The 12,097-nt window shown below is 60.2% G+C and carries 14 protein-coding genes; 9 read left to right on the top strand and 5 right to left on the bottom strand.

Annotated features, from left to right (window positions below):
* Positions 1 to 90 precede the first annotated feature (90 nt).
* Both DJ564_RS19850 and DJ564_RS19845 read left to right on the top strand, forming a co-directional pair.
* Positions 91 to 1,470: an MFS transporter gene (locus DJ564_RS19850; RefSeq protein ID WP_109636122.1), complete on the top strand. Its 1,380-nt coding sequence runs from the start codon at positions 91 to 93 to the stop codon at positions 1,468 to 1,470.
* A complete protein-coding gene (locus tag DJ564_RS19845; protein ID WP_109632634.1) occupies positions 1,467 to 2,741 on the top strand; it encodes a glucarate dehydratase family protein in 1,275 nt (424 codons plus the stop codon). The genes DJ564_RS19850 and DJ564_RS19845 overlap by 4 nt, the downstream gene beginning before the upstream one ends.
* A gap of 38 nt (positions 2,742 to 2,779) precedes the next feature.
* Here the strand turns inward: DJ564_RS19845 and DJ564_RS19840 are convergent, their stop codons facing one another.
* Positions 2,780 to 3,673: an AraC family transcriptional regulator gene (locus tag DJ564_RS19840; RefSeq protein WP_109632632.1), complete on the bottom strand. Its 894-nt coding sequence runs from the start codon at positions 3,671 to 3,673 to the stop codon at positions 2,780 to 2,782.
* 138 nt (positions 3,674 to 3,811) lie between these two features.
* Between DJ564_RS19840 and DJ564_RS19835 the strand changes: the two genes are divergently transcribed.
* From DJ564_RS19835 to DJ564_RS19825, 3 genes are read left to right on the top strand one after another with little or no spacing between them, the layout of a single operon-like run.
* Positions 3,812 to 4,555 (top strand): SDR family NAD(P)-dependent oxidoreductase, encoded by a 744-nt coding sequence (locus DJ564_RS19835; protein WP_109632631.1) that lies wholly within the window; start codon positions 3,812 to 3,814, stop codon positions 4,553 to 4,555.
* 18 nt (positions 4,556 to 4,573) lie between these two features.
* Positions 4,574 to 4,975, top strand: a complete 402-nt coding sequence (locus tag DJ564_RS19830) for a VOC family protein (RefSeq protein ID WP_109632629.1) — start codon at positions 4,574 to 4,576, stop codon at positions 4,973 to 4,975.
* Positions 4,972 to 5,940 carry a trans-acting enoyl reductase family protein gene (locus tag DJ564_RS19825; protein WP_109632627.1) on the top strand — a complete coding sequence of 323 codons (969 nt, stop codon included), beginning with the start codon at positions 4,972 to 4,974 and terminating at the stop codon, positions 5,938 to 5,940. The genes DJ564_RS19830 and DJ564_RS19825 overlap by 4 nt, the downstream gene beginning before the upstream one ends.
* On the opposite strand, the gene DJ564_RS19820 is transcribed toward DJ564_RS19825, so the two are convergent.
* A complete protein-coding gene (locus DJ564_RS19820) occupies positions 5,937 to 6,242 on the bottom strand; it encodes a hypothetical protein (protein ID WP_109632626.1) in 306 nt (101 codons plus the stop codon). The two genes, DJ564_RS19825 and DJ564_RS19820, sit on opposite strands and share 4 nt — an antisense overlap.
* 159 nt (positions 6,243 to 6,401) lie before the next feature.
* Between DJ564_RS19820 and DJ564_RS19815 the strand changes: the two genes are divergently transcribed.
* The 4 genes from DJ564_RS19815 (at position 6,402) to DJ564_RS19800 (ending at position 9,600) form a co-directional block, all read left to right on the top strand.
* Positions 6,402 to 6,791: a cytochrome c family protein gene (locus DJ564_RS19815; RefSeq protein WP_109636121.1), complete on the top strand. Its 390-nt coding sequence runs from the start codon at positions 6,402 to 6,404 to the stop codon at positions 6,789 to 6,791.
* Positions 6,792 to 6,825: 34 nt separating this feature from the next.
* The gene (locus DJ564_RS19810) at positions 6,826 to 7,353 is read left to right on the top strand and encodes a GNAT family N-acetyltransferase (protein WP_109632624.1); all 528 of its coding nucleotides are present in this window, start codon (positions 6,826 to 6,828) and stop codon (positions 7,351 to 7,353) included.
* Between the two features lie 511 nt (positions 7,354 to 7,864).
* Complete coding sequence (locus tag DJ564_RS19805) at positions 7,865 to 9,085, top strand: MFS transporter (protein WP_109632622.1); 1,221 nt, start codon at positions 7,865 to 7,867, stop codon at positions 9,083 to 9,085.
* Positions 9,086 to 9,120: 35 nt separating this feature from the next.
* The gene (locus tag DJ564_RS19800; protein ID WP_109632620.1) at positions 9,121 to 9,600 is read left to right on the top strand and encodes a VOC family protein; all 480 of its coding nucleotides are present in this window, start codon (positions 9,121 to 9,123) and stop codon (positions 9,598 to 9,600) included.
* Between the two features lie 12 nt (positions 9,601 to 9,612).
* On the opposite strand, the gene DJ564_RS19795 is transcribed toward DJ564_RS19800, so the two are convergent.
* The 3 genes from DJ564_RS19795 to DJ564_RS19785 are packed head-to-tail and all read right to left on the bottom strand — an operon-like array spanning position 9,613 to position 12,097.
* Positions 9,613 to 10,476 (bottom strand): hypothetical protein, encoded by an 864-nt coding sequence (locus DJ564_RS19795; protein ID WP_109632618.1) that lies wholly within the window; start codon positions 10,474 to 10,476, stop codon positions 9,613 to 9,615.
* On the bottom strand, positions 10,473 to 11,447 hold the full coding sequence (locus DJ564_RS19790) for a twin-arginine translocation pathway signal (protein ID WP_109632617.1): 975 nt from the start codon (positions 11,445 to 11,447) through the stop codon (positions 10,473 to 10,475). The genes DJ564_RS19795 and DJ564_RS19790 overlap by 4 nt, the downstream gene beginning before the upstream one ends.
* Positions 11,444 to 12,097, bottom strand: coding sequence for an alginate O-acetyltransferase AlgF (locus DJ564_RS19785; RefSeq protein WP_109632615.1), 654 nt, complete (start codon positions 12,095 to 12,097; stop codon positions 11,444 to 11,446). Before DJ564_RS19785 ends, DJ564_RS19790 begins: the two co-directional genes overlap by 4 nt.

Raw genomic sequence — 12,097 nt, 5'->3', positions numbered from 1 at the left:
TCAATCGAATGCAAAGTTAGATTAGACGGGATCAATACCGGCGTCCATGATCGGCCTGTCCCTAAAAAAACAATGATCGGGAGTTACCCCTTGAATACCCTCCAGAGTCCGCCGGACCCGACTGTGCTCGCCCGCGCTGCGGCCAAGGTGAAGCGCCACGTGCTGCCGCTGTTCGTGGTGATGTTCATCGTCAACTACATCGACCGGGTCAACATCGGCTTCGTGCGCAGCCACTTGGAGACCGACCTCGGTATCGGCGCAGCCGCCTACGGCCTGGGCGCCGGGCTGTTCTTCATCGGTTACGCCATCTTCGAAGTGCCCTCCAACCTGCTGCTGCAACGCTACGGCGCTCGTGCCTGGCTGACGCGGATCATGTTCACCTGGGGCGCGGCGGCGATGGCCATGGCGTTCGTGCGCGGCGAAACCAGTTTCTACGTGCTGCGTTTTATTCTCGGGGCGGCCGAAGCAGGTTTCTTTCCCGGCATCATTTACTACTTCACCCAATGGCTGCCGTCGACCGAACGGGGCAAGGCCATGGCGATCTTTCTCAGCGGTTCGGCCATTGCCTCGGTGATCTCCGGTCCGGTGTCCGGCGCGCTGCTGAACGTCAGCGGGTTCAGCCTGCATGGCTGGCAGTGGATGTTCCTGATTGAAGGCTTTGCCTCGATCGTGCTCTGTGGATTTGTCTGGTTCTGGTTGAAGTCCCATCCGCGTCAGGCGAACTGGTTGAGTGCCGAGGAGAAGGATGCTCTGGTAGGCGCCATCGCCCTGGAACAGCAGGCCCGCGAAGCCACGCAGACGGTCAGGCCGTCGATGTTCAAATTGCTCGCCGACAAGCAGATCGCGCTGTTCTGCTTCATCTATTTCTCCATCGCCCTGACCATCTACGGCGCCACGTTCTGGCTGCCGAGCATGATCAAGAAGATGGGCAATCTCGGCGACTTCCAGGTCGGCCTGTTCAACTCGATTCCCTGGATCATTTCGATCATCGCGATGTATGGCTTCGCTGCCATGGCCAGCAAATGGAAACACCAGCAGGCCTGGGTTGCGCTGACGCTGGTGATCGCCGCGTTCGGCATGTTCATGTCCACCACCGGCGGGCCGATCTTCGCCTTCGTCGCCATTTGCTTTGCCGCGATTGGTTTCAAGGCTGCCTCGGCGTTGTTCTGGCCGATTCCACAAGGCTATCTGGATGCGCGCATCGCTGCTGCCGTGATCGCCTTGATCAACTCCATTGGCAACCTCGGCGGTTTTGTCGCGCCGACGGCGTTCGGTCTCCTGGAGCAAAAAACCGGCTCCATCGAAGGCGGCCTCTATGGGTTGGCGGCCACTTCACTGGTCGCGGCGGTGGTGATCTTCTTTGCTCGCACGGCACCTCGTGGCGATGCACGCAGTGTGCTGACCGCCACCCCACAACAATCTCCAAGTCACCCCGCATTGAAACCTGATCCAAAGGGAGCAGCTTCTTGAAAATCACTCGAGTCACCGTCACCCCCATCGCCTTTCGTGATCCGCCGCTGCTCAATGCCAGCGGGATTCATGAGCCCTTCGCACTGCGCTCGATCATCGAGATCGAAAGTGACAACGGCTATATAGGTTTGGGTGAAAGCTATGGCGATGCCCCGGCGCTGTTGATCCAGCAGCAACTGCAACAGCAACTGATCGGTCTCGACCCGTTCAACCTCAATCAGCTGCGCCGCATCGTCCAGGCCACGGTGGCGGCGAACAAACCGGCGAGCATTGCCGGTGCGGAACTGGCGCCCGGTTCCCACGCGAGCAAAGCGGTCAGCAACGCCTATTCGGCGTTCGAAGTGGCGTTCCTGGATTTGCAGGCGCACTCGCTGAACGTGCCGTTGGTGGACCTGCTGGGCGGAGCGATCCGCGACGAGATTCCGTTCAGCGCCTACCTGTTTTTCAAGTACGCGCAACATGTCGATTCACCCTACAAACCGGACAATTGGGGCGAAGCCCTGAACGAAGAGCAGATCGTCGCCCAGGCGCGACGGATGATCGAGACCTACGGTTTCAAGAGCATCAAGCTCAAGGCCGGCACGCTGGCGCCGGAGCACGAAGTGTCGTGTATCAAGGCGCTGAAAAAAGCCTTCCCCGGCTACCCGTTGCGCATCGATCCGAACGGTAACTGGTCGCTGGAAACCTCGATTCGCATGGCCGAATTGCTCGGAGATGACCTGCAATATTACGAAGACCCGACGCCGGGCCTCGATGGTATGTCTGAGCTGCACAAACGCACGGGCCTGCCGCTGGCGACCAACATGGTGGTCACCGATTTCGATGAGTTCCGCCGCAGTGTGGCGCTGAACAGCGTGCAGATCGTCCTCGCCGACCACCATTACTGGGGCGGCCTGCGCGATACCCAGGCGCTGGCAAAAATGTGCGACACCTTTGGCCTTGGTGTGTCGATGCATTCCAACTCGCACCTGGGCATCAGCCTGATGGCGATGGCGCATGTGGCCGCCGCGGTGCCGAATCTGGATTACGCCTGCGACACGCATTACCCGTGGCAGGAGCCGGATGAAGAGGTGATCAAGGGCGGCAAGATCCCGATTGTCGATGGCTGCGTGAAAATCACCCGTGCGCCGGGGTTGGGTCTGGAACTGGATCACGATCAGCTCGGCAAGCTGCATGACCAATACCTGACCTGCGGCATTCGCCAGCGCGATGACGTGAAACAGATGCAGCGTTACAAGCCCGGCTGGAAGGCGGTCAAACCGCGTTTTTGATCTGATGCACAGTGCCGCCTCGGGAGACTGAAAAAACTTCAGTCGGCACGACCGCGCATCTCGGCGAGAATCCGCGCGGCATCCCGTGCGGGAGGCAAGCCAAAGACGCGAGCGTAGTCGCGGCTGAACTGAGTGGCGCTTTCATAGCCGACGTCGAAAGCGGCGCTGGTGACGCTTTTAGCGTTCGCCAACAACAGTGTCCTTGCCTGAAGCAGCCTCACGCGTTTTTGATACTGCAAGGGGCTGAGCGTGGTGACGGCTTTGAAATGGCGATGAAACGCAGACACGCTCATCGACGCTTTCCGGGCCATTTCATCGACCCGCAGCGGCTCGGCGAAGGCGCGGCGGATCCACTGGATGGCCAGGCTCACGCGAGCCATGGCCGTATCGGGCGCAGCAATTTCGCGCAGCATCCAGCCGTGGGGCCCATGCAAAACCCGATAGAGAATCTCCCGCTCGTACACCGGACTCAGCGCCGCGATGTCCGCCGGCCGGTCCATCAATCGCAGCATGCGCACCCAGGCATCCATCAGCACGGGCGTGACCGCAGCCACGGAAAAACCGGCCTCCTGTTCAGGCGGTGCGGCAGGTTTTGGCAGGTCCGTCAGCAACGTCGCCAGAACGACAGGGTCCAGCGTCAAGGCGACGGCGAGATACGGTTCGCCGGTTGTGGCCGGATGCACACTGCCGACCGCCGGCAGTTCGATCGACATCACGAAATAGGTTGCCGGGTCATACCGCAACGTACGATCGCCGACGGTCATGGACTTACTGCCCTGCAGGATCAGGTTGATCATCGGTTCATAGACCGCCGCCAGCTGATGTTCGGGGATCGCACCCTGGACCATGGCCACGCGCGGAATTCCAGTCTCTGTACGCCTGTTTTCGGCCCTTGCGGCAAGAGCCCTGAGTTCATTCAGTTGATTTTCCATGGGGAGACATCTGACAGCAGGGGGACGCACGACGCAAGCAAAAAGCAGAAACAGGCAGGATTGCAGTAGTAACGGCTGCGCCCGCCAGTTGTTCTGTGGTTACCGTGGTGGCTCACCTGATTAACAGTGGAGCAAGCCATGAGCGTCATCGTCATCACCGGCGGCAGCCGAGGCATCGGCGCCAGCACCGCAATGCAATGTGCCCGGCGCGGAATGGGCGTCATCCTGACCTACAAGAACAACCAGAAAGCGGCCGATTCGGTTGTTCAACGCATCCAGTCCGAGGGTGGCAAAGCTGTTGCCCTCGAACTCGATGTCAGCGATGCCGGAACGTTCGGCGTGTTCGTCGCTGCGGTACGGCAGGCGCTGCAATCGAACTGGCAAGCCACGACCCTGGGCGGTCTGGTCAACAATGCCGGCCACGGTCTGTTCAATCCGATTGAGACGGTCACCGAGACGCAGTTCGACGACCTCATGAATGTTCACCTCAAGGGCCCGTTTTTCCTGACCCAGGCCTTGTTGCCGCTGATGGAGGAGGGCGCGAGCATCGTCAACCTGACCAGCGCGACGACACGCGTGGTCACCCCGGGCGTGGCGCCCTATGCCGCGTTCAAGGGTGGGCTGGAAATCCTTACACGTTACATGGCCAAGGAGTTTGGCGAGAGGCGCATCCGTGCCAACGCCGTCTCGCCCGGTGCCATTCGCACCGAACTGGGGGGTGGCTTGAGCGAAGAATTCGAGACGCTGCTGGCCTCGCAGACGGCGCTCGGTCGCATTGGTGAACCGGACGATGTCGGTCGTGTGATCGCCACGCTGATGTCCGAAGAAAGTGGCTGGATCAACGCGCAGTCCATTGAAGTTTCCGGCGGTTACGTCATTTGAATCAGCGAGGCACATTCCATGCTTGATCATGTTTTTATCTCCGTGAGCGACACCCGGCGCTCCGTCAATTTCTACACCGCGGCGCTCGCACCGCTGGGGATCTCTCTCCGGCTGGATTACGACGGCAAGGACGGCCCGCCCGGTCACCCGGACCTCAAGGGTTTCGGCGCACAGGGCCGCGTATTTTTCTGGCTGCGTGAAGGTGCGGTGGAGGGACGGGCTGCTCATGTCGGGTTCGTTGCGAACAGCCGGGATGAGGTCGATGCAGCCTATGCCGCTGCGATGGAAGCGGGCGCAACGGATCACGGTGCTCCTGGCGCACGGTTGCATTACGACCCGAACTATTACGCGGCCAACGTACTGGACCCGGACGGGTACAGCATCGAGTTCGTCTATAAAAACTGGCAGCACCCACAATGAGCACGCTGCTGATTTACGGCGCAACCGGGTACACCGGCCGGATGGTGGCGGCACAGGCGAAAGCTGAGGGGCTGGACTTCGAAATCGCCGGTCGCGACGAGACAAGGGTGGCGGCACTCGCGCGGCAGCTGAGCGTGCCTTATCGCACCTTCGCGCCAGACGCTCAAACGGCGCAAGCACTGAGCGGCGTCACCGTCCTGTTGAACTGCGCCGGCCCTTTTGTGCGCACGGCAGAGCCTTTGATGCGGGCCTGTATCGAGGCCGGAGTCGACTATCTCGACATCACCGCCGAGATCAACGTTTATCGACTGGCTGAACGGTTGGGTGAGGAAGCCGGCGTGATGCTGTTGCCCGGCGTCGGCTGGGACGTTGTCCCCACGGACTGTCTTGCCATGCACGTTGTCCGCCGCGTCGACCATCCGCAGTCGCTGCGGATCGCGCTGCAGGTTGCAGGCTCCATGTCGCGCGGATCGGCCAACAGTGTCGGCGAGATCATCGGTGCAGGATTGATGGCGCGGGTTGACGGCGTACTCGTTCCTGCGCCGGATGCGCAACCGCGTCACTTCGATTTCGGCGCCGGGCCTGTGCTCTGTGCGCCGCTGTCGTTTGGTGATCTGGTCACGGGTGGGCGCTCGACGGGCATCGCGAACATCGCCATGTTCGTTCACATCAGCGGAGAAGCTTTCCCCGAGGGTGACTTGTCACAGCTTCCCGATGGCCCCAGCGAGCAAGAGCGCTTGTCTCACCGGGCGCGTGCGGTTGCGGAGGTGACAGGGGCCGATGGGCAGGTGGCGCGGTCGAGGATCGAGACCCTAAACGGCTACTCCTACACACCGTTGGCCGCCGTGGAAGCCGCGCGACGCGTGTTGGCCGGGGAGCGGCGTTCCGGCTTCGAAACGCCGGGTCGTCTGTTCGGTGTCGAATTTGCCGAGAGCATTGCCGGTACGGTGATTGTTGATCTTTAAGGCTGGTGCCGAAGGCACAGCAAGCGTTCGATCTGCGCCAGTTCCCAAGTGCTGAGCAAACTGACAGGGTCGGTGCCGTAACGTTGCCAGTGGCCGAGTTCACCTTCGCGGCCGTCCGGGCTTTGGCAACGTTGGCAATGCAACAGGCGATTGCCGTCGACACCGAGGCTCAGGCGCCAGCCTTCGATATCGACGTGCACCTGGCCGGACTCAGGCTGTTCGGCAAGGAGTATCAGACGCCGAACTTCCAGCGCGGCGTCGCGCAATTGCTGGTAAACCTCGCGGTTGGTCAGGGGGGGCACAGGGTACTCCGGTGGAATCGCGGGGTTGCACAGGATAGAGTCTGCGCTTGCCGCTGTCAGCGGGTAGCGGTTCGATATTCCACCGGCTTGCAGGAAGACGTTTCAGCCGGGTGCGAGCTGATGCCCGAGCGGTTGGTCACAGATGATTTGGAGCAGGACATGAAGAACGCCGCAGCCCTCACCCTGGCCCTGGCTCTCACTGCGGGGTTGTCCGGTGCGCAAGCCCGGGCAGCCGGCGATGCTGAGGCGGGGGCGACACTGTTCAAGCGAATATGCGGCGGCTGCCATCAGGTCGGGGAGTCGGCGCGTGGTTCGTTCGGGCCGCAACTCAATGGCATTTTTGGACGCCCGTCTGGCAGCAGCACAGATTATCAATATTCCGACGCCATGAAATCGGCCGGCATCGTCTGGACCCGCGAAACCCTGACCGCGTACCTTGAAAATCCAAAGGAAGTGGTGCCCGGCACCCGCATGATTTTCTGGGGGCTCAGCGATCCGGAAAAGATCGAAAACCTGTTGGCGTATCTTCAGACCTTTCAGCCGCAGTAGGACGTCCCGACGTTCGCCAAGGATAAAAATATCGATGCAACGAACCACCTCGCGATTGCTGTTAAGGCCGCCTCGATCCGAAGACCTGGCCAGCCTGTTTGCTATCTACGGCGACCCTGCCACGAACCAGTACAACCCGGCCGGGCCTTTGACTGTGATTGACCAGGCTGAAACGCTGCTGGAAGACTGGATTCGCCACTGGACCCTACACGGTTACGGGCTGTGGACCATTACCACCCGTGCTTCCCCGGATTGCGTTATCGGTTTCGGCGGGATGGGTCTGCGCAAATTTGGTGAAGTCGAGCTGCTGAACCTCGGTTATCGATTGGCCGTGACTGCGTGGGGGCAAGGCTATGCGACCGAATTGAGCAGGGCGGCGCTTGAATATGGATTCGATGAGCTGAAGGTGCCGGAGGTTTTTGCGCTGGTCAGGCCTGCCCACACCGCCTCGATAGGCGTGCTGGAAAAGATCGGCATGCAACGTGTCGACGTGCTGGATGACGTACCGGGGCAGGCGCCGAGTCTTGTTTACAAAGTCAGTCGGTCCTTGATCGGGGACTGATTTATTTTTGCGCATGAAAAGCCCGGCGGGATGGGTCGGGCTTTCATTGAGTACCGCGGTGAAGCGATGTTGACTTCGATGTGTCAGGAGTAGACCCTTGGTTTCGATGATTTTCAGAGCTGTAGCTTGAATGTTCTTTCTGAATATAAACCCCAGTTATTGTTTGATTTTATAGTTGTTCATGGGTTTGCACTTACATGATGTAGGGGCAATCAATCAATGGAAGTGATGTTGATCACTTCTGGGAGGCAAGGATGCAGGAAAAAGTTATTTCTCTATCTTCAATTCGTTGTTTTATTCGGCATCTGTGCGAGCGGCATCACTCGCGTGATTTCGCAATAACGTTGCCTTCGTCGCTCAACTACATGCGTGTGGGTTCTGTTGAAAGTTATGTAACTGGCCGCTTGCCTGCTTGGTGAAGTGCACGTTCAGTTTTCTATAACCTGCTCTCAGGGTTTGCATCGCGCGCAGCGGGATACGTATAAACGTTGAATAATAAAACGGAGTCATCATGGCAAATCACTACCGCGAACTGCTCGCAATCCCCGGCGTAATGGGGTTGGTGGTCGCGAGCTCCATTGCCCGTTTGCCCCAGGCAATGATCGGTATCGGCATCATTATCATGTTGGTGCAGCAGACGGGTCTTTATTGGCTGGCCGGTTCAGTCGCGGGCACTTTTACATTAGCGAATGCGCTGTTCGGCCCGCAAGTATCGAAACTCGTTGATCGGCGAGGTCAAAGTCGGGTTCTGCCGCTTATGACTGCTTTCAGTGTTGGCATGTTGTTGGCGCTGATACTTGCGGTGTATATGAAGGCTCCGCCTGTCCTGCTTTTTATCCTTGCTGCACTGGCGGGCACGATGCCAAGTATGCCCGCCATGATAAGAGCGCGCTGGTCACAACTGTTCCGTGGCAAGCCGCAATTGCACACGGCCTTTTCCCTGGACACGGTTATCACTGAGATGGCCTTTATTATCGGCCCACCCCTGGCCATTGGTTTGAGCACCCGTTTCTTCGCCGAAGCCGGGCCGCTGGTTGCCGTCTTGCTGCTGGTCATCGGTGTGACAGCTTTTCTGCTGCAACGGCAGACAGAACCGAAGGTGGTCGTGGGCCGCAAGGAGAACGCAGGCTCGGCTTTGCTGATCCCCGGCCTTCGCACGATTGTCCTGGCGCTGCTGGCGATGGGTGCGATTGGTGGATCAATCGATGTGGCGGTGGTTGCCTTCGCCAACGCGCAAGACTGGCCAGCGTCTGCCAGCTTCATTCTGGCCGCCTATGCGCTCGGCTCCCTGATAGCTGGCCTGACGTTCGGCGCGTTAAGGTTTTCCTTGCCGGTTGAAAAACAGTTCTTCGTTGGAGTACTGGTCACGGCCGTCACCGGCGTACTGCCGATTTTCTCACCGAACGTCTACATCCTCTCGGGGATGCTATTTGTGGCCGGCATGTCATTTGCGCCAACGATGGTCGTGGTCATGAACCTCGGTACGATCATTGTTCCACCGTCCCGGATCACCGAAGGTCTGACGTGGATGTCGACGGGCATCAGCATCGGCGTAGCGCTCGGTGGCGTGGCCGCGGGTCTTATCATCGATGTCTACGGCGCGCGGGCAGGTTTCGGTGTCGCCATTGTCGCGGGGATCTTCATGGTGGTGGTCGTGCTTCTGGGGCTACCTGCACTTCGCGCCACGTCAGCGGTTTGCGCCGAGCCGGGCTTCCAGTCATCAGCCCGCTAGAATGATCATTCACTCCCCAATACTGGAGAACCAGAATGGTCAGCAAAAACACGATTTGTCTCTGGTACGACGGCGCTGCGCTGGAGGCCGCGACGTTCTACGCCAAGACGTTTCCCGACAGCGCGGTGGACACCATTCTTCGCGCGCCTGACGACTATCCGGCGGGCAAGCAGGGCGATGTGTTGACGGTCGAGTTCACGGTGATGGGCATTCCTTGTCTCGGCTTGAACGGAGGCTCGGGGGTCAAGCATAACGAGGCGTTCTCGTTCCAGGTGGCGACCGATGACCAGGCCGAAACGGACCGCTTGTGGAACGCGATTGTCGGAAACGGCGGCCAGGAAAACGTCTGTGGCTGGTGCCAGGACAAATGGGGATTGTCGTGGCAGATCACGCCTCGTGTCCTGACGGATGCCATCAACCATCCTGATCCAGCGGCGGCCAAGCGCGCGTTCAACGCCATGATGCAGATGGGGAAAATCGACGTCGCGGCGATTGAAGCGGCTGTCAGGGGTTAACCCGGCCTGACGTTATCGCGCCAGTTGCTCCACCAGTTCAGGCGTCACGTAGTGCGGTCCGTCGAACAGGTACAGCGGATAACCGTCATAGGCCGCCAATTGCGGCTTGAGCTCGGCGGCGGTGGCGGAGCGGAATCCACCACCGAAGTTGGGCCGGAAGGCTTCGACGATGATGCGCACCCGGTCTTTGCCCAGACGCTGGCGCAAGGCGTCGGCGTAGGTCCTGGCGACCGGCGCGGTGCGGGCGTAGACACCGACGCCGTCCTGGAAGAACACGCCAATGTCATTCGGCAGCCACTGCTTGAGCCATTCGGCCGTGGCGACAGGGCCGATGTTGGCGCCGTCATACACGCTGATCCACAACGGTCGCGGTAACTTGGCCAGCAGGGCGGGCAGCTCTTTGGCGCGGGTCCAGCTGGGGTCGACTTCGGCGGGGAAATACCAGCCGGTGACGTGCAAGGGCGTCGGCAATTTGGCGATGCGTTCCGAGACTGCCGCCAGTTGCTCGATGTTGTCCCGTGAGCGGTTTTCGCTGAAATAGCCGGCCAGTCCGAGGATGACGTCTTGCGCCCAAGGGGCCTTGGCAATGCGTGCCCAATCGGGCAGAACCGGTACGCTGGGCAGGCCGGTCCCGGCAACGAATGCCTGATCGTCGACGACGGTCCACTGCACCAGCAGCTCACGGGCCCCCAGTTTTTCCCAATGGCCGTTGATGCCGACGGTCTTGTTGTCCGGCTGCCAGACGATGCCGACGATTCCTGGAGTCTGGGCCTTTTTGTCCGTCACGTAGAGCACGCCAGTCCCGGTGCCGAGAATGGCGGCAAACAACAGACCCGCAACGGTCGCGCGACTGGCGGTGTAACCAAGAATGTTCACGGAAGAGCCTTATTGATGCGCTGATGCCATTGGCTCAGCGAGGTGACGCCTTTGGCGTTCCAGTTAGCTGCGGCATCGGGGCCGAGGTGGAATTGGCCCTCGTTGAATTGCCAGACGATCACTTGCGGTTTGTGTTGGGCGAAATCCGCAGACTCCAGGTATTGCAGCAGCGTAGCCCATGGGCCGACATCGCCAGGGTTCCAGGTCAGCGCGACGGGACGGTCCAGGGCATTGGAAAGCTTTTGCGTAAAGCCCAGGTAAGGCTGGACGAAGCTGTTGCCGATCACCTGGACCGGTGCCGGTGCGTCATCGATCAGCAAGTCGTTCTGGGCCTGATGGCGAACGGTGTAAATGTCGCGACCAATCGATTTGCGCTTGATCGCCGGCAGGAAATTGCTCGCCAGATCACCGAACGCGCGACGGTCAAACCACTCGCCCAGCGCAGCGCCACCGCCGGGTTCGCCTTGCAGGCGGTAACGCTCGGTAATCAGTTGCGCCGTGGCGTCAGCGGTGTTTTCCGCACTCCAGGCTGTCCAGTGGTAGTCGGCGCGGTAAAACGCGGTCTGTTTGCCGTGTTCGGTGCGTTGCAGGACAGGCTTGATGTTCAGCGTGGTCAGGCCTGCCTGGCTCAGGTCGCTCTGCAAGTGCTCGTAGCGCTGCATCACGGTCGGGCTCAAGGGCTGATTGGCGGGCAGACGCGCGGCATAAAACGGCGCTTTCATCGGCACCACCAATACGACCAGACTGATGTGTTCCCGGGCAAGGTTCTGCTGGAGTTGTTTCACCAGCGCAATGTTGCGGGCCGTGCCGGGGTTGTCGACCTTGTTCAGGCTTTCCCAGGCCGGGAACAGCCAGCCACCTTCCCCGGTAATGACCGCCGAGGCCGCTTCAACACCGGAGCCCGACAGGCTCAATAACAAACTGGCAATAATGGCGGGAACCGGCAAGCGAGATTTCAATTGAAAGGTCATGGCGCGGTCTGGTCGACAAGGCCGATCAGGCGTGGAGCCTGCCGGGAGCCGACCAGGAACAGGCTGTAACGATCGCCGGCCTTGAAGGGCGCCAGCTTGAACGGCAGGCTGCTGTTCTGCTCGCAACTGGCAACCAGTGTCGCTTGCACCGGGTTGATCGTGCGCTGGGCCTGGCCGTTGAACGGCACCTGATTGAACACAGGGGCATGGTTGGCCAGTTTCACCCCGGCCTTTTCGCAACCGTTGGCCAGGTTGTACAGGTTGAGTTCGGCGCGCAGGTCTTTGCCGCGCAGCGGTGGGTCGATGACCAGGCGAGGTGCCTGTGCCGGGTCACTGTCGAGAATAAGCGTGACCCACGCACTTTTCGGTGCGCTCAGGCCTTTTATTTCGCGACCGTTGACGGTCACTTGCAGCGGCTGTCGCGAGTCCACGACCTGAAAAGGACTGGCGACCGTCGACTGGGTCGAAAGGGCGAAACTCGCGCCCTGGCCCACCTGGACCTGCATGGCGGTGTCGGAGGGATTGACCACCCGAACCCACGCGGAACCCTCGGGCAGTTTTGGCGCGTACAACTGGGCAATTTCAGGGGCGGCGTTTGCCCCCATCGGGATCAGGCCAAGTCCCAACCACAAACAGAATCGAATGTTCAT

It is taken from the genome of Pseudomonas sp. 31-12 (genome assembly GCF_003151075.1).
Taxonomy (GTDB): Bacteria; Pseudomonadota; Gammaproteobacteria; order Pseudomonadales; family Pseudomonadaceae; genus Aquipseudomonas.
The sequence above is the reverse complement of the archived record's forward strand: the minus strand, read 5'-3'. Positions and strand labels throughout refer to the sequence as shown.